The organism is Streptomyces sp. 71268, assembly GCF_029392895.1.
Lineage (GTDB): Bacteria > Actinomycetota > Actinomycetes > Streptomycetales > Streptomycetaceae > Streptomyces.
The window spans coordinates 7575421-7598323 of the sequence record NZ_CP114200.1; the positions used below are offsets into that span (position 1 = coordinate 7575421).

20 protein-coding genes are annotated in these 22903 nt (G+C 72.5%); 9 read left to right on the forward strand and 11 right to left on the reverse strand.

Annotated elements, in window-relative coordinates:
• Positions 1-168 precede the first annotated feature (168 nt).
• The 4 genes from OYE22_RS30190 to OYE22_RS30205 all read right to left on the reverse strand — a co-directional run bounded on the left by OYE22_RS30190 (position 169) and on the right by OYE22_RS30205 (position 5137).
• Positions 169-1419 (reverse strand): serine hydrolase domain-containing protein, encoded by a 1251-nt coding sequence (locus OYE22_RS30190; protein WP_277323359.1) that lies wholly within the window; start codon positions 1417-1419, stop codon positions 169-171.
• A 315-nt stretch (positions 1420-1734) separates the two neighbouring features.
• On the reverse strand, positions 1735-4161 hold the full coding sequence (locus tag OYE22_RS30195) for an excinuclease ABC subunit UvrA (RefSeq protein WP_277323360.1): 2427 nt from the start codon (positions 4159-4161) through the stop codon (positions 1735-1737).
• Between the two features lie 102 nt (positions 4162-4263).
• Positions 4264-4683 carry a VOC family protein gene (locus OYE22_RS30200; protein WP_277323361.1) on the reverse strand — a complete coding sequence of 140 codons (420 nt, stop codon included), beginning with the start codon at positions 4681-4683 and terminating at the stop codon, positions 4264-4266.
• A gap of 22 nt (positions 4684-4705) precedes the next feature.
• On the reverse strand, positions 4706-5137 hold the full coding sequence (locus OYE22_RS30205; protein ID WP_277323362.1) for a helix-turn-helix transcriptional regulator: 432 nt from the start codon (positions 5135-5137) through the stop codon (positions 4706-4708).
• 413 nt (positions 5138-5550) lie between these two features.
• Here OYE22_RS30205 and OYE22_RS30210 point away from each other — a divergent pair, with 413 nt between their 5' ends.
• The 3 genes from OYE22_RS30210 (at position 5551) to OYE22_RS30220 (ending at position 7667) form a co-directional block, all read left to right on the forward strand.
• Positions 5551-5709 (forward strand): hypothetical protein, encoded by a 159-nt coding sequence (locus tag OYE22_RS30210; RefSeq protein WP_277324447.1) that lies wholly within the window; start codon positions 5551-5553, stop codon positions 5707-5709.
• 127 nt (positions 5710-5836) lie between these two features.
• Positions 5837-7093 carry a hypothetical protein gene (locus OYE22_RS30215; RefSeq protein WP_277323363.1) on the forward strand — a complete coding sequence of 419 codons (1257 nt, stop codon included), beginning with the start codon at positions 5837-5839 and terminating at the stop codon, positions 7091-7093.
• A gap of 61 nt (positions 7094-7154) precedes the next feature.
• A complete protein-coding gene (locus OYE22_RS30220; protein ID WP_277323364.1) occupies positions 7155-7667 on the forward strand; it encodes a hypothetical protein in 513 nt (170 codons plus the stop codon).
• Positions 7668-7789: 122 nt separating this feature from the next.
• On the opposite strand, the gene OYE22_RS30225 is transcribed toward OYE22_RS30220, so the two are convergent.
• Positions 7790-8728, reverse strand: a complete 939-nt coding sequence (locus OYE22_RS30225) for a VOC family protein (RefSeq protein ID WP_277323365.1) — start codon at positions 8726-8728, stop codon at positions 7790-7792.
• Positions 8729-9485: 757 nt separating this feature from the next.
• On the opposite strand from OYE22_RS30225, the gene OYE22_RS30230 reads away from it, so the two are divergent.
• The gene (locus OYE22_RS30230) at positions 9486-10034 is read left to right on the forward strand and encodes an FABP family protein (protein WP_277323366.1); all 549 of its coding nucleotides are present in this window, start codon (positions 9486-9488) and stop codon (positions 10032-10034) included.
• 202 nt (positions 10035-10236) lie between these two features.
• On the opposite strand, the gene OYE22_RS30235 is transcribed toward OYE22_RS30230, so the two are convergent.
• Entirely contained in the window at positions 10237-10773 is a 537-nt protein-coding gene (locus OYE22_RS30235) for a phosphoribosyltransferase family protein (RefSeq protein WP_277323367.1), read from the reverse strand.
• Between the two features lie 401 nt (positions 10774-11174).
• Here OYE22_RS30235 and OYE22_RS30240 point away from each other — a divergent pair, with 401 nt between their 5' ends.
• From OYE22_RS30240 to OYE22_RS30250, 3 genes are all read left to right on the forward strand, one after another.
• Positions 11175-11702, forward strand: a complete 528-nt coding sequence (locus OYE22_RS30240; protein ID WP_277323368.1) for a SigE family RNA polymerase sigma factor — start codon at positions 11175-11177, stop codon at positions 11700-11702.
• A gap of 782 nt (positions 11703-12484) precedes the next feature.
• Complete coding sequence (locus OYE22_RS30245; RefSeq protein WP_277323369.1) at positions 12485-13630, forward strand: mannosyltransferase family protein; 1146 nt, start codon at positions 12485-12487, stop codon at positions 13628-13630.
• 118 nt (positions 13631-13748) lie between these two features.
• A complete protein-coding gene (locus OYE22_RS30250; RefSeq protein WP_277323370.1) occupies positions 13749-14432 on the forward strand; it encodes an adenosylcobinamide amidohydrolase in 684 nt (227 codons plus the stop codon).
• Between the two features lie 40 nt (positions 14433-14472).
• Here OYE22_RS30250 and OYE22_RS30255 read toward each other — a convergent pair whose 3' ends face one another.
• Positions 14473-15033 carry a cysteine hydrolase gene (locus OYE22_RS30255; RefSeq protein WP_277323371.1) on the reverse strand — a complete coding sequence of 187 codons (561 nt, stop codon included), beginning with the start codon at positions 15031-15033 and terminating at the stop codon, positions 14473-14475.
• A 442-nt stretch (positions 15034-15475) separates the two neighbouring features.
• Positions 15476-16636, reverse strand: coding sequence for an iron-containing alcohol dehydrogenase (locus OYE22_RS30260; protein ID WP_277323372.1), 1161 nt, complete (start codon positions 16634-16636; stop codon positions 15476-15478).
• A 336-nt stretch (positions 16637-16972) separates the two neighbouring features.
• Here OYE22_RS30260 and OYE22_RS30265 point away from each other — a divergent pair, with 336 nt between their 5' ends.
• Positions 16973-17926, forward strand: a complete 954-nt coding sequence (locus OYE22_RS30265; protein ID WP_277323373.1) for a TIGR01777 family oxidoreductase — start codon at positions 16973-16975, stop codon at positions 17924-17926.
• Between the two features lie 101 nt (positions 17927-18027).
• A complete protein-coding gene (locus OYE22_RS30270; protein WP_277323374.1) occupies positions 18028-18633 on the forward strand; it encodes a class I SAM-dependent methyltransferase in 606 nt (201 codons plus the stop codon).
• Positions 18634-18815: 182 nt separating this feature from the next.
• On the opposite strand, the gene OYE22_RS30275 is transcribed toward OYE22_RS30270, so the two are convergent.
• The 3 genes from OYE22_RS30275 to OYE22_RS30285 form a co-directional block, all read right to left on the reverse strand.
• Positions 18816-19607, reverse strand: a complete 792-nt coding sequence (locus OYE22_RS30275) for an SAM-dependent methyltransferase (protein ID WP_277323375.1) — start codon at positions 19605-19607, stop codon at positions 18816-18818.
• A 472-nt stretch (positions 19608-20079) separates the two neighbouring features.
• Complete coding sequence (locus OYE22_RS30280) at positions 20080-21285, reverse strand: fused response regulator/phosphatase (RefSeq protein WP_277323376.1); 1206 nt, start codon at positions 21283-21285, stop codon at positions 20080-20082.
• The gene (locus tag OYE22_RS30285) at positions 21282-22889 is read right to left on the reverse strand and encodes a sensor histidine kinase (protein WP_277323377.1); all 1608 of its coding nucleotides are present in this window, start codon (positions 22887-22889) and stop codon (positions 21282-21284) included. Before OYE22_RS30285 ends, OYE22_RS30280 begins: the two co-directional genes overlap by 4 nt.
• Positions 22890-22903: the final 14 nt, after the last annotated feature.

A 22903-nucleotide genomic window follows, 5' to 3' on the forward strand; every position in this document is an offset into this window, starting at 1 on the left:
CAGGCGACACGAGCGGTCCGGCCCGCCGGGCGCCCACCTCGGCGACCGGCGGACAGCACGCGGGCGGGGCCCGGGACGAACCATCCGTCCCGGGCCCCGCCCTGGCACAAGCCGACGTCAGCGCTCACCCACCGCGGTCCGTGCCGCGCCCGGTGAGTGGGGTCAACGTCAGCGGTTCTCCGGCAGGTCCGCCTCGGCCCCGAGCGGCGCCGCCAGACCGCGCTTGGCCGCCGACGCGGGCTGCTTGCCGCAGAACGCCGCCTCCAGGCTGCCGCCGAGCGCCGTGTTGGCCGAACCCCGGTTGGAGGTGTTCGCCATCGCCGACAGCGTGCGCTTGCCGTCCCGGGTGGTGAACGCGTACGTGTAGAAGCCCTGCACGGTGCCGGTGTGGCCGTAGACCGAGGTGCCGCACGACAGGTCGTAGCGGCGCAGCCCGAGCCCGTAGAAGCGGGTGCCCGACGCGTCGGCCGGAACCACGGTGAGCATGGCGTTCAGCGTCTTGCTCGGCAGCAGCTTGCCGCGCAGCAGCGCGGACATGAACGTGTTCAGGTCGGCCTCGCTGGAGATCATCGCCCCCGCGGCCTGCGCCCAGGACACGGTCTGCTCGGTCGAGTCGACCAGCGGCGCGCCGGCCTCGTCCGGGTGCAGGTAGCCGCGCACGTGTAGGCCCTTGATGGCCGTGGCGGGGTGCACGTACGAGGTGTCCTTGAGCTTCAGCGGCTTGATGACGCGCCGCTCGTACTCCTTGGCCACCGGGTTCTTCGTCACCTTCTCGATGACCATCCCGACCAGCACGAAGTTGGTGTTCGAGTAGCGGTACGCGCCACCGGGCTCGGTCGTCCTGGGCTCGCGCAGCGAGAGGTCGACCAGCTCCTTGTTGGTGAAGACCCGGTTGCGCACGGCCTCGAAGCCCGGGACGGTCTTGGCGAACATCGCGTTCGTGTAGTCCGACAGGCCGCTGCGGTGGGTGAGGAGGTGGCGGATCGTGATGCGGTCGTCGGGCAGCACGCCGGGCAGGTACTTCGTCACCGGCGCGTCCAGCTTGACCTTGCCCTCGGCCACCAGTTGCAGCAGCACGACCGAGGAGAACGTCTTTGTGACGCTGCCGATGCGGAAGCGGGCACGCGGGTCCATGGGCGCCCCCGACTTCCGGTCCCGCACCCCCTCGGTGTGCGTCTGGGTCCCGTTCGGGCCGGTGAAGCGGGTCATGGCGCCGGGTGCTCCGGCCTTGAGGGTGTTCCGCAGGGCCTCGGTGATGGCCTTGCTGTTCGAGTCCGCCAGCGGGGGCGCGGCGGTCTTGGCCGCCGGGGCGGCCGGGGCTGACGGGGCGTAGGCGGCGGCGGTCGCCGGCACCGCGCTCACCACGACGGCGAGTACGGCGGCACCGAGCGTGAGGCGTCGGTCGATGGTCAGGCGCACGATTCTCCTCAACAGGATCAGGACGGGGGGCGGTTCGCGAACCGCGCTCTCCCGGGCGCTGAGCCTACTCAAGATCGACGAGCGACGCGGTGCGGGACGCCGGCCAACGCCCGGCGCGAGGCCGCTCCCGGACGAGGGCTGGGCGCCGACCGGGCGCCGGGCGTTGGCCGGCTGTGGGGCGTACGCCATGGCGCGTCGCGGGCGGCCGGCCACGGGTGAGGGCCGGCCGGCCCCGTCCGACGCGGGGGCCACACGGGTGGCCGGCCTGGGGAACCCCACGCTACTCCGACCACCCCGCGCCGCCGTCAGGCGCCGTCAGGCGCCGACGTACGCCGCCAGGTGTTCGCCGGTGACGGTGGACCGGGCGGCCACCAGGTCGGCGGGGGTGCCGGCGAAGACGATCCGGCCGCCGTCGTGGCCGGCCCCGGGGCCCAGGTCGATGATCCAGTCGGCGTGTGCCATGACCGCCTGGTGGTGCTCGACGACGATGACCGACTTCCCGGCGTCCACGAGACGGTCGAGCAGGCCGAGAAGCTGCTGGACGTCGGCGAGGTGCAGGCCGGTGGTCGGCTCGTCGAGGACGTACACGCCGCCCTTCTCACCCATGTGGGTGGCCAGCTTGAGCCGCTGCCGCTCGCCCCCGGACAGCGTGGTCAGCGGCTGGCCGAGGGTGAGGTAGCCGAGCCCGACGTCGGCGAGCCGGCCCAGGACGCGGCGCGCGGCCGTGAGGTTCGCCCTGCCAGCCGAGTCCGCCGAGACCCGCGTCTGGTCGCCGAGAAACTCCCGGGCCTCGGCCACCGACATCGCGAGCACCTCGCTGATGTCGCGCCCGCCGAGGTGGTGGTCGAGCACCGACGCCTCGAACCGCCTGCCCTCGCACTCCTCGCAGACGGTGGCGACACCGGCCATCATCGCCAGGTCGGTGTAGACGACGCCGGCCCCGTCACAGCCGGGGCAGGCGCCGGCGGAGTTGGCGCTGAAGAGGGCCGGCTGTACGCCGTTGGCCTTCGCGAACGCCTTGCGGATCGGGTCGAGCAGACCGGTGTACGTCGCCGGGTTGCTCCGCCGTGAGCCACGGATCGGGGCCTGGTCGACCGACACCACACCCGCGTGGGCCGGGATCGACCCGTGCACCAGCGAGCTCTTGCCGGACCCGGCGACGCCGGTGACCACGGTGAGCACACCCAGCGGGATGTCGACGTCGACGTCGCGCAGGTTGTGCGTACGCGCGCCGCGGATCGGCAGCGTGCCGGTGGGCTCGCGCACCGTCTCCTTGAGGCTGGCCCGGTCGTCGAGGTGGCGACCGGTGCGGGTGTCGCTCGCCCGCAACTCCTCGAAGGTGCCCTCGAAACAGACGGTGCCGCCCGCCGCGCCCGCGCCCGGCCCGAGGTCCACGACGTGGTCGGCGACCTGGATCGTCTCCGGCTTGTGCTCCACGACGAGCACCGTGTTGCCCTTGTCCCGCAGCCGCAGGAGCAACGCGTTCATCCGCTGGATGTCGTGCGGGTGGAGGCCGATGGTGGGCTCGTCGAAGACGTAGGTCACGTCCGTGAGCGAGGAACCGAGGTGGCGCACCATCTTGACGCGCTGCGCCTCGCCGCCCGACAGCGTGCCCGCCGACCGGTCGAGCGAGAGGTAGCCGAGGCCGATCTCCACGAACGAGTCGAGGGTGTGGCGCAGCGAGGCCAGCAGCGGCGCCACCGACGGCTCGTCCAGGCCACGCACCCAGTCGGCCAGGTCGTTGATCTGCATGGCACACGCGTCGGCGATGTTCGTGCCGTTGATCCGCGAGGACCTGGCCGCCTCGCTGAGCCGGGTGCCGTCGCACTCGGGACAGGTGGCGAAGGTGACGGCCCGGTCCACGAACGCCCGGATGTGCGGCTGCATCGCCTCCCGGTCCTTGGCGAGGAGCGACTTCCGCAGCCGGGGGACCAGCCCCTCGTACGTCATGTTGATGCCCTCGATCTTCATCCTGACCGGCTCGTGGTGCAGGAGGTCGTGCCGTTCCTTCTTCGTGTACCGGCGGATCGGCTTGTCCGGGTCGAAGAAGCCCGACGAGAGGTAGAGCCGGTAGCCCCAGCCGCCCGCCTTGTAGCCGGGGATGGTGAGCGCCCCTTCGGCGAGCGACCTGGAGTCGTCGTAGAGCTGGCTGACGTCGATGTCGGAGACCGCGCCGCGCCCCTCGCAGCGCGTGCACATGCCGCCGGTGCGGGTGAAGGTCCGCTTGACGGTGGTGCTCTTCTCGGCGCCGCGGTCCACCGTGAACGCGCCGCTGGCCCGCACCGACGCGACGTTGAAGGAGAACGCCTGCGGCGAGCCGACGTGCGGCGTGCCGAGCCGGCTGAAGAGGATGCGCAACATGGCGTGGGTGTCGGTCGCGGTGCCGACGGTGGAGCGCGGATCGGCACCCATCGGCCGCTGGTCGACGATGATCGCGGCGGTCAGCCCGTCGAGTACGTCCACGTCGGGTCGGCCCATCGCGGGCATGAACCCCTGCACGAAACCGCTGTACGTCTCGTTGATCATCCGCTGCGACTCCGCGGCGATGGTGGCGAAGACCAACGAACTCTTCCCCGAGCCGGAGACGCCGGTGAACGCCGTCAGCCGGCGCTTCGGGATCTCGACGCTGATGTTCCTGAGGTTGTTCTCGCGGGCGCCCCGCACGCGGATCAGGTCGTGGCCGTCGGCAACGTGCGGCGCCGGCGCAGGCGCAGGCGCGCGCCTGCGCGGGGTCGTGCTCATCGTCTCTCGTCTCTCCACGTGTCGTTCGGGCCCGCCAGGCCCCGGTCCGCCCGGCCCCGTACGAGCCGGCCGCGCGGACCGGGCCCGCGATGACGGGGTGGCTCAGGCGGCCAGTTCCTGGATGCGGATCAGGTTGCCCGCGGGGTCCCGGAAGGCGCAGTCCCGTACCCCGTACGGCTGGTCGGTCGGCTCCTGGACCACCTCGGCGTCGCTGGCCTGGAGCCGCTCGAAGGTGGCGTCGAGGTCGGGGGTGGCGAGGTTGACGGCGGCGAAGGTGCCCTTGGCCATCATCTCCACGATGGTGTCGCGCTCACTGTCCGTGATGCCGCAGCCGGGCGGCGCCGGCGGCTGGAGCACGATGGAGGTGTCGGGCTGGCCCGCCGGACCGACCGTGATCCAGCGCATGTCGTTGTACCCGACGTCGTTGCGCACCTCGAAGCCGAGGGTGTCGCGGTAGAAGGCCAGGGACGCCTCCGCGTCGAGGTGCGGAAGGAAACTGTGGTGAATGGTGAGGTCGCTCATGCCGATCACGCTAGCCCTGGCACTAGGCCGACGCTTCTCGATTCCTGACCGGTCTGGTCACCTGTTTCGCCACGCACGGAGACATCCCCACCGTCGCGTCGGCCGCCGCTCGCCGGTAGGCGCTGGGCGGCATGCCCACCAACTCGGTGAAGCGCGTACTGAAGGTGCCCAGCGAGGCGCAGCCCACCGCGAAACAGACCTCCGTGACGCTGAGGTCGCCGCGCCGCAGCAGCGTCATCGCCCGCTCGATGCGCCGCGTCATCAGATAGGCGTACGGTGACTCCCCGTAGGCGAGCCGGAACTGGCGGCTGAGGTGCCCGGCCGACATGTTCGCCCCGCGCGCGAGCGCGTCCACGTCCAACGGCTGCGCGTACTCCCGGTCGATCCGGTCGCGCACGCGACGCAGCCGGGCGAGGTCGCTCAGGTGCCGCGCGGCGGCGGGCGTACTGGTCACGGCTTCGATCGTGCCACACGGGCGGGACGGACGACCTTGGCGGGCGCGTGCGGGCCCCACACGCGGCACCGAGCGCGCCGAGCGGCCATGCGGGGCGGGGAGTCGGCCCGTACCGATGGTCGGCGGGCGCTCTTTCGCGCCGTGCCCGTGACGATCTTTCGCCACTCTTTTCGGCCGGTCATCTCGCCGCCCCCAGCGCGCTGGACCCTTCGTGGCAGCGGGGTGCGGCGGCCTCGCGCGGACCATGCCCCGGGCCTGCCCTGTCTGAAAACAGCTCGTTCACGCGAGCCGCGTGTCCTGTTTCCCACCAGGGGCTTTTGCCATTGCTTGACACTGACTTGGCGGCGACTTTACCGTCTGACGACGCGACAACCCGCGTGATCACCACCCCATATGTCACCCCTCGGAGGTTCATGATGGAGAAGTTGATCAAGGCGATGACCCAGGACGACGTCTGGCGGAACTGGGTCGCCGCGAACTCGGCCGGCGCCGCCGCGAAGGACGGGTGTATCAGCGCGGCCCCGAAGACGGGTTGCATCAGCGCGGCGCCCAAGGCCGGTTGCATATCCTGACCGGCCGCTGACTGAGGCACGGGAGCGGGCCGGGGGCGCGTACGCGCGGGCGCCCGGCCCTCTTCCGGCTCCTCCGGCCCGGGGCGCCCCGGGGATCTCCGTTTCGCCTAGCGCACAGAGGGTGCACATGCGTGGTCAGCCGACGGCCGAAGTCGTCGACCAGGTCAAGGACATACCGATCTACCGCACGTCGATCGAGCGGGGGCACTTCCCCGTCCTCGAAAAGCCCGAGATCGCGCGGGGCTTCCCGGACAACTGGATGACGCCGCGCCTGGCCGCCGCCCTGGAGGCGGGCGAGGCGGAGTACGTGCTGTCCACGGGCACCAACCACGCCCGCATGCAGATCATCCGCCCCCCGTACTTCCTGCTCAACTCCTACTACCAACTGTGGAGCGAGCACCCGGACATCGCCTCCACCTGGGAAGCCGGCTGCCAACGGGTCTCGCTCACCACGGTGTTGGCGACCGAGCACGTCGCGCGCGTCAACGCGAAGAAGCGCGGCACACAGCCGGACGCGGTCCCGGAGCTGGAGCAGCGGCGCCTCGACGCCCGCACCGTCTACCTCAACCTGCGGCTCGACCCGGCGTTGTGGGAGCGCGACGAGGTCGAGCGCATGCTGGGCGAGATCCGCTCGGCGCGAGCGACCCACCCGCGCGGCTGGTACCACCTCGACTGCTCCAGCTACCACCTGGCCCACCTCGTCCTCAAGGCCAGACAGTGGGGCCTGTGGGAGGACTTCCCGCAGCCCGCGAGCATCATCCACGCCTACGAGTACACCCCGGCGAACGTCCGGCGCTTCCTGTGTGAGAACTTCGCGTGCCCGGTCATCGACCTGTTCGGCAGCACCGAGCTGGGCTACCTCTACTACAGCGACCGCCATGGCCGGTACCACCCCCACCTCGACCAGATGAGCGTCGAACTCCTCCCGGTGGCCCCGGGCAGCGAGCTGTACAGCCTCATCGTGTCGAGCGTCCGCAACCCGCACATGCCGCTGATCCGCTACCGCTCGGGGGACTGCGTCCGCACGCTCGACGGGACCCCCGACCCGCACCGGATCGCCCGTTTCTGCGGTCGCGAGAAGGAACTCCTCACCCCCGGCGCGGCAGCCGCCCCAGGGTCCGGCCCCATAGCCCAGGGCGACCTGAGCGACCGCGTGAGCGCCACCGCCCCCGGCGTCTTCGTCCACCAACTGCTGGTCACGGACGACGAGGAGGCCCACCTGCGGTACACGACCTTCGACGGCGACGCCCTGCCACCCGCCGAGGCCGACGCCCTGGCGGACTCCGTCAGCGACCTGACCGGGCGCCGGTGCCAGGTAGAGCACCGCGCGCACCTGCCCATCGGGAAGTCCGGCAAGTACGCCTGGCTCGCTACCCACCACTGACCGCCGCACGCCACCCACCACTGACCGCCGACCCGGCCCGGACCCTGCGCAGGGGAGAACCATGACCACACAGCCGTACGTATCGACCGGCGACCTCAGGGTCCTGCTCGGTGAGGATCTGCACGCCGAGGTGGTGGCGCACTTCACCGACAAGACCGCCGCCGCGCCGGACTACGTCGAACGCCAGGTCACCGAGTGCCTGCGGTACCTGTACCTCGTCTCGCGCCACCGTGAGCAGCTCAGCGGACTGTTCCTCCCCGTCGAGCAGGACATCGACGAGATCTGGCACTACCTGATCCTCCAGACCCGCGAGTACCGTGCGCTGTGCGAGGAGCGGCTGCCGGGGCGCTTCTTCATCGAACACCGCAGCATCGCCTACGAGAGCTACCAACAGGCCCCCGGCCGCGAGCAGGCGATGGAGGAGGCGCTGCGCTGGATCCCGCTGTATTGCCGGGAGTTCGGCCCGTTCGACGAGGGCGCGCTGCCGCACTGGACGATCGTGCGCTTCCTCCACCAGCGGATGAACATGTCGCTGGCGGACATAGCGGCCCTCGAACCCCTGACACCGGCCTGACGCCGCCTCCCGCCGATGGCACGCGCCTCGGACGAGTAGGCGGGCGGGCCCGCAGGCCCGAGCCCCGGGTGGGCTTCAAGACAGGCGGACTTCGGGGCGGGCGGGTTCTCGCAGGCGGGTTCTCACAGCGGGGGAGCGACGAAGCACCCACCGTCAGGGTCGTTGAGCGACTCCTTGGCGACCTGCTCGTCCCAGGGGTTGGAGGTGCCCCACTGGTCGGTGACCTCCGCCCGCGAGGCGTCGTAGACGTGCGGGTGCCAGGTGTCCTCGTCCACCTGCTCCATGGCGGTGGTGTACTCCAGGGTGTTGCCGTGCGGGTCGAGGAAGTACGTGAAGGCGTTGTCACCGGTCAGATGCCGGCCGGGCCCCCAGAGTTTGTGAGCGCCCGCCCGGATGGCACGGCCGGAGGCCCGCAGGTACTCGTCCACGCCCCGGAGTTCGAAGGAGACGTGGTGCAACGAGGTGTGCGGGCCCCCGGAGAACGCCACACAGTGGTGTTGGGGGTTGATCCGCAGGAAGTGCATCAGGTCGCCGTCGCGCGGTGAGCGTACGGTGTCGGTGAGCCGGAGGCCCAGATGCCGCTCGTACCACGCCCGGGTGCGGGCGATGTCGGGAGCGTTGAACACCACGTGGGACAGGCGCACGGGTACGGGCTCCCGCGCCTCGATCCGCCGGTGCCGGCGCGGCGCGACCTCCGCCGAGACCTCCACGGTGCGGCCGTCCACGTCGAAGAAGCGGAACCCGTAGCCACCGCCCGGGGTGGACAGCGCGCCGGGCTCGCTGACCAGCACCACGCCGTCGCCCGCCAGCCGCTCGGCCAGGACGTCGACGTCCACCCGCGCGGCCACCCCGAAGGCCACCAGGTCCAACCGTTTCTCCCTGGCCCCGCGCAGCCTGACCACGTACTGCTCCGGCGACCCCTCGGCGGCGAGGAAGGCCACACCGGTGTCGTCAGCGGTACGGGTCAGACCCCAGACATCGGTGTAGAACGCGAGCTGCCTGCCGAGGTCGGGTACGGCCAGGTCGACGTGGCGGAGATGGGTGAGTTGGGCCGAGACCACTTGGTCCCCCCGATGACGGACGCGGCCAGCCTCGCCGACGCGGGCCGAGGCGGGCGGCGAAGCACCGCCCGCACTACGAGTACCACCACCGGCCGCGACGAGGTGAGGACACAACGGGCCAATCTGCCGCTGGGTCGCTGGGTCGCTGGGTCGCTGGGTCGCTGGGCGGTTGGGCCGTTGGGCGGTTGGGCCGGCGTACGGGTTCACGCCACGTCGTCGGAGGCCACTGCGCCGTGTCACCCGGCGGCCATCGCCAACCCCAGCAGCGCGACCAGTACCAGGGGAACCGCCGCGAACACCAGCGCGGAACTGAGCAGTCCCATGCGCAGGCCGTGCAGCGAAGGGGGGGCAGGGCCCAGCCGATCGCGAACAGGGCCGCGGCAAAGATCATGATCGTCTCCAGCCCGCCGCTGGCGCTTCTCCAGAGCCAGGCGTACTCCAGGGCGAAGAGCGACAGGCCGACCAGTGAGACCGCCAGCGGCGCCTTCCACGGCGTGGTGCCGGGTACAGGGGGTGTGTCCTGAGGCATGGCGCCGAGTCCACCACGTCCACATGCCCGAAGGGGCGGTCCTGGTACTCATCTCGCGAGGCGCGCGTACTCATGCCCGTCTCGTGACGGGCCGTGCGGACACCCCGCGCCTCGGGTCCGGAACCAGCCAGTCGGCCTCCCGCCGCTGCGCGCCGCCGCCGGCCCGACGGCCTAGGCTGCCACCCGGCACCGCCACCGGTACCGGCCTCGATCCAGGAGCGCGCACCCATGTTCGACCCCGCCCACCAGAACCCGTACCCCGACGCCCTGCGACCGGACGCCGCCCCCGCGCCGCACGCCCAACTCTCCCCACTGCTCGGCTTCCTGGGCACCTGGGTCGGCCGGGGACGCGGTAGCTACCCGACGCTCGCCGAAGAGTTCGCGTACGCGCAGGAAGTCACCTTCAGCCATGACGGGCGGCCGTTCCTCCGGTACGAGGCGCGCGCCTGGCTGCTCGACGCGGACGACGCCCCGCTGCGGCCGTCGGCTCGCGAGAGTGGTTGGTGGCGGCTCCAACCCGAGGGGCGGGTGGAGGCGCTGATCACCCAGCCCACCGGCATCGCGGAGATCCTGGTCGGCCACGCCAGCACCGGCGCGGTCGACCTCAGCACGCATGAGGTGGCCATCACCCCCACCGCCAAGGAGGTCACCGCCACCCGCCGCCGCTACACGCTGAGCGACGAGGGAACGCTCGACTTCGTCCACGACCTCGCGGCGGTCGGCCAGCCACTTCAGTACCACCTGTCGGCGCGGCTGCGACGCGAGGGCGGGAGCTAGACCAGGGCCGCCGGCTGCCCTCCTCCTCGCCCTCCGCGCGAGGCATCTCGCGCAACTTCCTTGTACAGCGCGGTCCCCGGCCTCGCCGCCCGCACCTCGGAGTTCGACCAGGCGGTGTCGTGGAACTCGCGGAACAAGAGGTGTCGCGGACCCTGCGGCCGGCGGGCGGCGCCGCCGGCACGTCCTGGCCAGTCTGTCGGCGTCAGGCGGGGCAGGGTGGGATGTCGCGGGCGGGCAGCAGGCTGTGCACGGTGCCGAGTCGGGGGCGGGCCGCGTCGGCGAGTTCGTCGACGATGACGGCGCATCCCATCCAGGTGGCACCGCACTCCTCGACCACCTCCCGGACGGCGCGGGCCTGGCTGCCGGTTTCCAGCCAGTCGTCCACCATGAGGACGCGGTCGGCCGCACCCAGTGAGGACCGCTGGACCCGCAGGCGGTGGCGCAACCCCCGGTAGTCGGGCTCGCTCTCGCGGACGACCTTGTTCCCGGGGAAGAGGCCACCGTCCTTCCGGATGGCGACGAAGCCGACGCCGAGCTCCACGGCCACGGCCCCACCCAACAGGAACCCACGGGACTCGACCCCGCACACCGCCGTGAGCCGCTCGTTCCGGAAGGGCTCGGCCAACTCGGCCACGACGGCCGCCAGCGTCCGCGCATCCCGGAAGATGGGCCAGACATCCGCATGGCCGTCGATCCACCGCAAGGACGTAAGGGCGAGATCACGCGCAGTGAGGGACATGCCCGGGAGTCTTCTCGCACCCGAGCCGACGGGCAAGTCAGTTTCTCGCGTAGCGACGCCGAGAGCTGGCGCCGCCCGCCACCCGGCTTGGCCGGAGACGGCCCGTCGCATAGCTCCCGAGCTGCGCGTTCGCGCTGACTCCCGGGCTCACGGGCCGCCTGCCGCCCCGTGGCGACAGCCGACCGGACACGCGATGACGCCCGGCGTCTTCGAGCGGGCCCCGGTCACCCTGGCGGCGGGGACGGCCGGCGGGTGGGGGACCATGTGCACCGGGCGCGTGCCGTGCGGCGCGCCCGCGCCCGGTGTCGCGAGCGGCCCGTCCGTTCCGGCGTAGTGACGACCGTCACGTTGTTCGTTCGTATGTGGTGTCAACCAGACGCCCCACGGCGGGCGTATGCCCGGTGAAGCGAGAGACCCGGGAGTGGCTGTTGACCGTCGAGGAGTTCGAAGAGTTCTACGCCCAGACGGTCGCGCGTCTCACGGGGCAGCTCTACGTGATGCTGGGCGATCTGCACGAGGCGGAGGACGTTGTGCAGGAAGCTTTCGTCAAGGGGTGGGGCCGGCGCCGGCAACTCGACAGCGCGGGGCAGCCCGAGGCGTGGATACGTACCGTCGCCTGGCGGCTGGCGGTGAGCCGCTGGCGCGTCCGGCGGCGTTCGGCCGTTGCCTGGCGGCACCGTAGCGCGCCGCCACCCCATGTCGAGGGGCCGAGCCCCGAGCAGATCGTGCTGGTCGACGCCATGCGCGAGCTGCCGGCCCAGCAGCGCCGGAGCCTGACGCTGCACTACCTGTGCGACCTCACCGTCGAGCAGATCGCCCGGGAGACGGGCGTGTCCGCCAGCACCGTCAAGACCCACCTGGCCCGCGGCCGGGCCGCTCTCGCTCACCACCTGCAGGACCCGCGTATCAAGGAGGCCCCCGGTGCCTGAGCCAGACGACCCGTTGCGGACCCTCTTCCAGCAGGCAGCCGCCGCAGGGCAGGCCCGTGCGCGCACGGCGCCGGTCGCCCACGTGCGCGCGCGAGGCCGACGCGCGCACCGGCTGCGCGTCGCCGCCCTGGCGGCCGGCGCCTGCCTGGTCCTCAGCTGCGGGACCGCGGCCACGGCGGCGTGGCTGCCGGGCGGGCCCTCTCCGGCCGCTCCGACCGGGCCGGCCACCCGCCCACCCTCACCCGCCCCCACGCCGTCGCCCACGATCACGCCGTCACCCACGACCACGCCACCGCCGACCCACCCACCGGCGACCCGCGAGGCGACACACCTCCCGGGCGGCTCGACGGCCCCCCACACACGAGGCGGCGCACGCACCACCGCGCCACCCCCGAGGGCACCGTCGGGCGGGAGCACGGCGGACAGCTCCGACGGCCCGTCCCCACCGGACGGCACCCATCGCGCCGATGCCTCCGCGACCCTGCCGCCGAACCACCCGCCGAGACACGAAACGGGCGACGCGGCGCGCTGAGCCGCCCCGCCCGTCCCGTACCCAAGCCCCCACTTCCGTGGCCGCGCGCCACCGGGAGTCGCCCGCACGCCCTCCCCACCCCAGAGAGCCCCGCATGCCGCCTTCGCCTACCCGGTCGCCCGACGCGGAACCCGCGCCCGAGTCCTCCGCCACGTCCGCCAGTTCCCCCACGGACCCGCCTTCCGAGCCCGCCGAACAGTCCGCCTCCCCAAGCGCCTCGGGACGCGCGTCCGGCCCGCGCCGTTGGCCGGTGACCTGGTGGCAGCGGCTGGGCGCGGCCGACCGCGAGGTGCTGTGGCTGTACCTGCTGACCCGAATAGGCGTGTGGACCACGGCCTACTGCGCCCGGTGGGCGTTCCCGTCCGACGCCCGCTCCCACGACGCCGGCCCCGTGCTCGCCCCGTTCCAGCAGTGGGACTGGGGCCACTTCCTCAAGGTGGCCCGCGACGGTTACTTCCCCGCGGAGCCGGCCGGTGAGGTGGGCGCCGGAGACAACCGGGAGGCGTTCTTCCCCGGCCTGCCGCTCCTGCTGCGCGCCGTGCACTGGGTGGTGCCGAGTTGGGGCGCGTCCGGGTTGCTGATCTCCTTCGTCGCCGGGGCCGTCGCCGTCGTGGCGCTGGCCCGCATAGCCCGGTCGCGCCTGTCGCACGCGGACGCGGGACGCCGTACGGTCCTGTTCCTGCTGCTCTCGCCGTGCGCGATCTTCCTGGCCGTCGGCTACAGCGAAGCCCTCTTCCTCGCCTTCGCGCTGCCCGCGTGGCTCGCCGCCCAACGCGACCGCTGGGCCCTGGCCGCCGTCCTGACCGCGCTGGCCACCACCGTGCGGGTCACGGGACTCTTCCTCGCCGCCGCCATCGTCGTGCAGTTCCTCCTGACGGCCCGCGCCCGCGCGAGGTGGCGCTCCCTGCCGTGGCTGGCGCTGCCCGTGCTGCCCGTGGCCCTCTACACCTGGTACCTGCAGGCGCGGACCGGCGACTGGATGGCCTGGCAGCACGCCCAGGAACGCGGCTGGCGCCGCGACTTCCACGCCCCCTGGGACGCCTGGGCCCACACCTGGCAGGCCGCCTTCACCCCCGCCCACTCCACCACCGGCTACAGCCTGATGTTCCAGGCCGAGCTGGTCGCCATGGTGGTCGGGCTGCTCCTCCTCGGGTTGCTGGTGCTGCGCCGGCACTGGGCCGAGGCCACGTACGTGGCGCTCAACCTGTGGGCCCTCGGCACGTCGTACTGGTACATGTCCATACCGCGCGCCACCCTCCTGTGGTGGCCGCTGTGGGTGGCCCTGGCCGCGTGGAGCATACGCGTGCCCCGCTTCAAAACCGCCTACGTCTGTCTCGTCGCACCCGTGACGACCGTCTTCGCCCTGACCTTCCTCACCGGCCGATGGGCCGGCTGAGCAGCCCCGGGCCACCCAGCCGGCGGTCCACGCCCGCGTGCGGGAGGGCCCGGGCCGATGGCTGGGCCGTGGGGGCGTACGATCACCCGGTCCCAGCCTCACAAGGAGCGACCCCCAGGTGACCGCCGTCGTCCCACCGTCCCGTACCGCCCCCGAGCCGCTGCGGGTGCGGCGACTCGTCCGCGACGAGGACGGCGAGGAGTTGGCCAGCCTGCTGTGGCGGGCCGGCCCGGGCTGGCGGATGATCAGCAGCTCGGTGCTCGGCGGCGGCATCGGGGAACGGGCCTGGGTCCTCAACGCCCAGGTCTCCCACGGCTACCGCCGTACCGACCCCGAGCGGCACCTCGCCGACCTGGCCCGCGCCGCCGGCGTCCACGGGCCCGGCGTGGGGCTGATGACGGCCGCCGACGTCCGGGCGTACGGACGCGCCCACGACGGTGGCGTGGCGGCGATCGCCACCACGGGCCTGGGCGTACGAGGGTGGGCGGCCTCTCCGGACCCCGGCACACCCACGCCCGCGCGCCCCGGCACGATCAACATCGTGGTGGCCGTACCCGCGGCGCTGACCGACGCGGCGCTGGTCAACGCGGTGGCGACCGCCACCGAGGCCAAGGTGCAGGCCCTCATCGACGCCGGCTACGACTGTTCCGGCACCCCCACCGACGCCGTGTGCGTCGCCGCCCGCTCCCCGCGACCCGACACCGAGCCCCACGCCTTCGCCGGCCCGCGCTCCCTGTGGGGCGCGCGTCTGGCACGCGCGGTCCACCACGCCGTGCGCGCCGCCGCCGGCCCCGCGACCTGAGCCCACACCCGGGACCGGCGCTCGGCACGGGCGCCCAGGGTCACTGCTTCGCGATGGCCGTGGTCCACTCGTCGACGGTGACGACGTCCGCCCACTGCGGGAACAGCCGCTCGACCAGGACCCGGTGCAACTCCGGATCGAGGTCGAGACAGCCGTCGGACAGGACCGTGAGGCCGTAGTCCAGGTCGTTGGCCTGGCACAGGGTGGACAGCACGACGGCGCTGGTGGCGATGCCGCTGAGCACGAGCCGGTCGATGCCGCGGGCTCTGAGTACGACATCGAGATCGCTGCCCGAGAACGCGCTCGCCCGCCTCTTGGTGACCACCACCTCGCCCGGCCGGGGCGCGAGCGCCGGGTGGATCTCGGTGCCCGGGGCGCCCTCGACGTAGAGACCGGCATCGGCGATGGCGGCCAGCGCCCTGTTGCGCGTGCCGACTTCGGGGAAGCCCGGGCGGAACGCGATGACCACGTAGATCACGGGTATCCCCGCGGCCCGCGCCGCGTCGATCGCCCTGCGCACCCGGGGCAGGTACCCGGAACCGTCGTCGGCGATGTTCACGATGGCCTGTTGGACGTCCATCACGAGAAGGGCGCTGCTCATGTCGTCTCCAGGAACGAAGTCGGTTCGGCGTCGCGACGGGCGGCCTCCGCCACCCGGCCCCGGCGCGACCGCCTACCTCCCGGCGGGCACCGCGCCGACCGGGTCCGCCACGACAGGCAGGCGCTCAGCCAACGAACCACGCGACGCGCGGCGACCGACGCTGCCCGACACGACCTGGTGGTGAGCCTAGCCAACCGGGTCGGCGACCCCACGACCACGTCAGCACCTGGGCCACGCCCCCGCGCCGCTGGCCATGGCGCACCCCGGAGTGACCACGCCGGCATCAGGCGGAGCCTGGAACTCGCCGACCTGGCAGGCCACTTCGAAGGGTCGCGCCTTCCACGCGGGTGAAGGTCGGGGCCCCGCCGGCTGTCGCACCGGCGACGCCGCGCGCGTGGGAGCCGCGCACAGCCCCCACGCGCGCTGTCACGGGTGCTGGGCGTCAGCCGTAGATCTGGGCGTACAGGCTCTGGATCTCCTCGGCGGTGGGCACGGCGGGGTTGTTGTTGGGGGAGCCGGAGGCGAGGGCCTGCTCGGCCATGAGGGGGGTCAGGCTGGTCCAGGTGTCCCGGTCGATGCCGTAGCCGCGCGGGGTGGGCACGTCCAGGTCGTGGCAGAGCGTGCGCAGGGCGTCGACGAGCTTGTCGGCGGCCCGTACGTCACCGTCGGCGTCGCTCGCGACGCCGAGCGCGCGGGCGCAGTCGGCGTACCGGCCCGGCGCCGAGGACACCGAGAAGGCGGTCACCGCGGGGAACAGCATGGCGTTCGACAGGCCGTGGGCGACGTGGAAGTGGGCGCCGATCGGGCGGCTCATGCCGTGCACGAGCGCCACACTGGAGTTGGAGAAGGCGATACCGGCCTGGGTGGCGGCGAGCATCATGGCCTCGCGGGACTCGATGTCGGAGCCGTCCGCGTAGACGCGCCGCAGATGGCGGCCGATGGTCGTGATCGCGGTGAGCGCGAGACCGTCCGAGAAGGGGTTGGCCTTGCGGCTCACGTACGCCTCGACCGCGTGGGTGAGTGCGTCGATGCCGGTGTCGGCGGTCAGCCGGGGCGGCATCGATATGGTCAGCTCCACGTCGACGATGGCGGCGAGCGGCAGGAACGCTGGGCCCATGCAGAGCATCTTCTCGTCGTTGGCGCTGTCGGTGATGATGGTGAACTGGGTCGCTTCCGACCCACTGCCGGCCGTGGTGGGCACGGCGATCACCGGTAGGGCGGGCCCGTGGTTGACGCGCGGGGCCTTGTGGTCGCGCATCGAGCCACCCTGGACGCCGAGGAGGGCCAGCGCCTTGGCGGTGTCCATCGGGCTGCCACCGCCGAACCCGACCACCACGTCCGCCTCGTGCTCGCGCAACGCCTTCAACCCCGGGGTCAGGGACTCGGTCGTCGGGTCGGGCACCGTGCCGGAGAAGACGTAAGGGTGCAGCCCAGCGGCTCGCAGCGGCCCCGTCAGGCGCTCGACCGCGCCCGTCCCGACCAGGAACCCGTCCGTCACGACGAGCGGGCGACTCAGACCGAGCCCGGTGATGACGTCGCCCAACTCGCCGGCGGCGCCGCGGCCGACGCGCAGGATTCGCGGCAGGGACAGGCTTGCAATCATGGAGAACCTCTCGACGAATGAGGCGGGAGAGCTCAGCGCTCCGTAGCGGTTCGACTGTGCCGCCCGCACCACGTGAGTTCAACAGCCCGGACGACGGACGTGATGCGGAGGGCCACCCTCCCCGGGACGCGGTGGCGATCTCGCGCACGCGCCCCCGCGACCGTGCTCACCCCCATCCCATGGGCTCATGCGATGGCCGGCTCCGGGGAGTTGGCGGCAGGGTGCCGGGGAGGCCGGCCTCAGCAGGGGGATCACCGCGGGCTACGACACGAGGCCCCCCGCACTCGGCGCGGCGAGGGGCGGCCTAAGCTCGGTGCCACGCCGAGGAGGAATCTCATGAAGATAGTGATACCTGGGGGAACCGGACAGGTAGGCACGATCCTGGATCGGGCGCTGACCGCCGCCGGTCACGAGGTCGTGGTGCTCACCAGACGGCCGGTGCGCGAGCGGCAGGTCCGGTGGGACGGCAGGACGCTGGGGCCGTGGGCCGAGGCGATCGACGGCAGTGACGTCGTGGTCAACCTCGCCGGACGCAGCGTCAGTTGCCGCTACACCGCGGCGAACCTGCGGGCCATGATGGACTCGCGGGTGGACTCCGCACGGGTGGTGGGAAAGGCCATCGCGTCCGCCTCCCGGCCCCCTCGGGTGTGGTTGCAGATGAGCACCGCCACCATCTACGCCCACCGCTTCGACGCGCCGAACGACGAGGCCACCGGCGCGCTCGGCGGCACGGAACCCCGCGTCCCGGGTTACTGGGCCTACAGCGTCGACATCGCCCGGAACTGGGAGCAGGCTCAGGAGGAGGCCGGCACCCCGCACACCCGCAAGGTCGCCCTGCGCGCCGCCATGGTGATGAGCCCCGACCGGGGTGGCGTCTTCGACGTCCTGTCGTGGCTGGCACGGCTCGGGCTCGGTGGCCCGGTCGCGGGCGGCGCCCAGTACGTGTCCTGGATTCACGATCACGACTTCGTCCGCGCGGTCGAGTTCCTGGTCGACCGGGACGACCTCAGCGGCCCGGTGAACCTCGCCGCCCCCGCCCCGCTGCCGCAGCGCGCGTTCATGCGTGCGCTGCGCACCGCCTGGGGCGTGCCGGTGGGACTGCCCGCGACCAGGTGGATGGCCGAAATCGGCGCGTTCGCGCTGCGCTCGGACACCGAGCTGCTGTTGAAGAGTCGTCGCGTCGTCCCGGGCCGGCTCCTCGAAGCGGGCTTCACCTTCGACCATGCCCAGTGGCCGCGGGCCGCCGACGACCTCGTACGGCGCGCACGCGGCGGGCGGCGTTCCCGGTGAGCGCCCCGGCCCCCGCCGTGCCCCGTTCCGGCCGCGCGGCCGAAGCGGCTCGCGCGGGCGCGCTGCTCCACGCTCCGTGACCCTCGCCTACGCTGTCCCGCATGAGCCGTTGGGAAGAACTCACTGGTGGGACGTCCGGAGAGGGCTACGCCGCCCGGTTCGCGGCCCTGGCCGAGAGCGGGAAGGACATGCACGGGGAGGCGCGGTTCTGCGCCACGCTGGTCCCCGCCGGGGCGCGGGTGCTGGACGCCGGGTGCGGCACCGGGCGCGTCATGATCCGGCTGGCGGAGCTGGGGTACGACTGCGTCGGGGTCGACCGCGACGCGTCCATGCTGGCGGTAGCCCGTCGCGAGGCGCCCGAACTACCGTGGTACCAGGCCGACCTGGTCGATCTCGACCTGGCTGAGTTGGGCGTCACCCCGGGCTTCGACCTGGTGGTCGCCGCCGGCAACATCTTCCCGTTGCTCGCCTCGGGCACCGAGGCCGCGGTGGTGGGCCGGCTGGCCGCGACCCTGCGCCCGGGCGGGTTCCTGGTCGCCGGGTTCGGCCTGGACGAGGCCCACCTGCCGGTGCCGCCCAGCATCACCCTGGCGGAGTACGACGCCTACTGCGCCACGGCGGGCCTCACCCTCGTCGACCGCTTCGCGACGTGGGACGCCCACCCGTACGACGGCGGCGGCTACGCCGTGAGCGTCCACCGAGGCTGAGACGCCGGAGCCCCGCGGCGCACGACGCCTGAGGCGCAAGTGGGTTACCCGGTTTCGGCCACGCCGCCGTTGCCGAAGCTCGTGCTGGGTGCTGGGTGCTGCGCCCCGGGCGCTGGGTGGCGCCCGTCGCGCTGGCGACGCCCTCGTATCAAGGCGCCGTGGGCGCATCGCCCTCGAGTGGTTCACCCGGTGCGGCCCCACAGGCCGTACATGCACGCCTCGCTCGCGTCGGCCTCGATCGCCCCGTCGGGGCGCCATTGGTTGGTGGCCACGATGCCCGGGGGCAGCACGGTGACGCCCGCGTGGTCCATCAGGGCGCGGAGTTCGTTCTCGCCGCGCATGCGGGAGGGGATGCCGAAGTTGTCGTAGACCTCCTGCATCCGTCGCGTCTTGGAGTGGTCGAAGTCGTACGTGCCGTGGGAGAGGACGAGGATGCTGCCGGGGGCGAGCGCGTCCGTGTACGTCTTCAGCATGTCGGGGACGTCGACGTTGGTGAGGTAGGGGATGACCGCGCCCAGGAGCACGGCCGCGGGGCGGGCGAGGTCGATGGTCTCGCGTACGGCGGGGGAGCGCAGGACGGTGTAGGGGTCGCTGATGTCGGCCACGAGGTAGGACACCGTGCCCTCGCTGTCGGTGGGACCCTGTTCTTCCAGGGCGGCTACGGCGGCGCGGGAGTGGTCGACGTAGCAGATGTTCACCGCCGGGTCGGCGGCATGGGCCACATCGTGGACGTTCCGCGCGGTGGGGCGACCGGCGCCGAGGTCCAGGATCTGCGTCATGCCGTGCTGGCGTACGCAGGCTTCCGCGGCGGAGAGGACGAAGGCGCGGGTGTGGTGGGCGACCAGGGTGGCCGAGGGGACCGCGGTGAGGAGGGCGTGGGCCAATTCCTGATCGCGACGGTGGGGCTCCTCAGAGCTGGCCCCCAGAATCCCGGCGTAGACATCGGGGACCCGCATGCTCGGGCTGTCGGTCATCGTGGGGTGGGCCTTCCTGCGTGCGGCTGTCAGGGTGGGTTGGGCCGTTGAACGCGTGTGGCACCCGGCGGCGCGCGGGCGGAGGTACCGGAAGCGATGGTGATCGCGGCGTTGGGCACACGCTGTAGCACCCGACGGTGGCTACGGTGCCGATGATCGCGCGGGCCGCGCCGCGCTGGGTAGATGCCGGTGGCGCGGGACTCGGCTCCCATAACGCCCCATGGTCCCGAAGACGACCCGCACCGCTACCTGAGAACCGCCCGCGCGGCCATCGTCTGGACGCTGGACGGATTGTCCGAGGGCGACATCCGCAGTCCCCTACACCGACCGGCACCAACCTCCCCGGACAGCACGGCTAGCCCAGCACGAGCAGGGCTGGGGGCGACGGGGAACCGCGCGACGCGCGGCCGGCCCGGCGACCGGCCGCGTGCCCGTACGCGCCGTGCGGGAGCCGGACGAGCCGGCCTCGGTCTCAGCCGTTGGCTGGCAGGCTGCCCCAGTCGAGGCGCAGTACGGCGACGTCGTCGGAGTGCCGACCGGCGTTCAGCTCGTGGGTTTCCTTGATGAGCAGGTCGACGTGGGCGGCCGGGGGTGTCGGTGGCAGGCCGTCGATGAGGGTCAGCAACCCTTCGACGCCGAGCCGCTCGCGCCCGGGGCCGTTGTGTCCCTCCGTGAGGCCGTCGGTGTACAGGGTGAGGGCTCCGGCGGCGGGGAGGTCGATGACCGTGGCGGGCCAACTGTCCACCCCCGGGACGATGCCCAGGGCGATGCCGTGTGCGGCGGTCAGTTCCAGGGTCCCGTCGGCCGTGGTGAGGAGAGGCTCGTGGTGGCCGGCGAGGTGGAGGGTGGCGGTGGCCGCCTCCTGGTCCAGGGTGAGGAGGGTGCACGTGGCGAAGAGCTGTTGGTTGCCGCGCTCGGCGATCAGGATGCGTTCCATCAGGTGCAACAGGTCGTCCCCCCGGTGCCCGCCCAGCACCAGGGAGCGCCAGGCGATGCGCAGGCAGACACCCAGGGCGGCGGCGTCGGGGCCGTGCCCGCTGACGTCGCCCACCACCGCGTGCAGCAGACCGTCGTCCCCCTCCACCACGTCCAGGAAGTCCCCGCCGAGCAGGGTCATCTCGGCGCCGGGCAGGTAGCGGGATGTGACGCGCACGGCGGAGGTGTCGAGGAGGGGCTGGGGCAGCAGGCCCCGCTCCAGACGGGCGTTCTCCTCCGCCCGCAGGCGGGCGGCCTGGGCTTCGGCGTTCGCGCGTTCGGTCTGGCTCCGGTAGACGGCGTAGCGCACCGTGCGGTGCATCAGGTCCGCCTCGACCTTGCCCTTGACCAGGTAGTCCTGGGCGCCGGCGGCCATGGCGTCGGTGCCCGCCTGGGCCTCGGAGAGGCCGGTGAGGACGATCACAGCGGTGTGTGGGGCCAGGGCCCGGATCGCGGTGACCGCACCGGTGCCCGACGCGTCGGGCAGGTGCAGGTCGAGCAGGATGCAGTTGATCCGCCTGTCGGTCAGGGCGGCACGGGCGTCGGCCAACGTGGTGCTCGTGGTCAGCTCGAACCTCAACCCCGTGTCGTGGAGGAGTTCCTCGACCAACAGGGTGTCGCCCTCGTCGTCCTCGATCAGCAGGATGTGGTACGTCTGCTCGTCGGCGGACGATCGGTCCGTGGTGGTCACCGGCGCGGTCATCGGGCCTGCTCCTCCTCGGAGCGGTCGGCGTCCGTGGCGATGGGCGCGTCGGCGGCCTCCGGCGGCTCGGGGGCGAGGGTGAAGCTGATGCGTGCGCCCTCCTGGTACGAGGTGTCCACGGCGATGGTGCCGCCGTGGAACTCGACGATCTTCTTACACATGGCCAGGCCGATGCCGCTTCCGGAGTAGGCGTCCTTGGTGTGCAGCCGCTGGAAGATCACGAAGACCTTGTCGGCGTACTCGGGATCGATGCCGATGCCGTTGTCGGTGACGGTGAACCGCCACAGTTCGCCCTCCTGGCGCGCCGTGACGTGCACCTCCGGCGCCTGGTCGGGGCGGCGGAACTTGACGGCGTTGCCGATCAGGTTCTGCCAGAGCATGCCCATCTGGGTGGGGTCGGCGGTCAGGGTGGGCAGGGGGTCGTGGGTGATCGTGGCGCCGGCTTCCTCGATGCCGACGCTCAGCGTCGACAGGGTGCGCTCAAGGACCTGCTCCAGGTCGACGCTCTGGTGGGTGTTGTGCAGCCGCCCGACCCGGGAGAAGTCGAGAAGGTCGTTGATGAGGACCTGCATGCGGTTCGCGCCGTCGACCGCGAAGTCGATGTACTGGTCGGCCCGGGAGTCGAGCTGCCCCCCGTAGCGCCGCTGGAGGAGCTGGGTGAAGCTGGAGACCTTGCGCAACGGCTCCTGGAGGTCGTGCGAGGCCACGTACGCGAACTGCTCCAGCTCCGCGTTGGAGCGCTGGAGGTCCGCGGCCTGCGCGTCCAGCCGCGACCGCGCCTCCTCCTTGAAGGCCAGTTCCCGGACGAGACGCCGGCGCATGGAGTCGATCTCGCCGCTGAGCCGTCGCAGATCGGCCGGTCCCGAGGGGTGGATGGGGTGATCGAAGTCACCGCCGGCGATCGTGCGGGCATCCGCGCCGAGCCGGTCCAGCGGCCTGGTGATGCCGCGGCGCAGCCCCTCGAAGATGAGGGCCGCGAGGGCGAGGATGAGCACGCCGATGGCGCTGAACACCCAGTTCCGCACGGTCAGCGTGGTCATCAGGTCGTCCCTGGACCGGGCCTGGTCCGCGCGCAGGTGCCGCTCCTGGTCGCTCAGCGCGGCGCGGACCACGTCGAAGGTCACCTTGCCCTCCGCCGCCCGCTCGGCCGCCAGGGCCGAGACCGCGTCCGGCGGCGCGTCGGCGATCGGCCGCGCGACCCTCTCCTGCCACCGCGCCACGGCCCTGCGTACGGCCTCCAGCCTGGCCCGGCCGTCGGGGTCGTCCGCGAGCAGGTCGGCGAGCCGTTCCAGGTCCGCCCGCTGTTCGGTGAGCCCCTGCCGGTAGGGCGCTGTGAACTCCGGCGCGCCGGTGATCCCGTAGCCGCGGATTCCCGTCTCCTGGTTGAGCACGGCCGACTCCAGGCGGACCGCGGTGATCAGCGCGGGGGACCGCACGTCCACGAGGTCCTCGCTGATCGTCTCGGTCCGCGCCAGGACCCAGGCTCCCGTCGCGCCGAGCACGGCCAGTACCGCCAGGGAGACGGACACCCCCACGCGGAGCCACCGGCGGGTCGTCCACCCGGCCAGTCCACGCGGGCGCGGCGGTCTCTCTTCGCCGGTCATCTCGTGCACTCCTC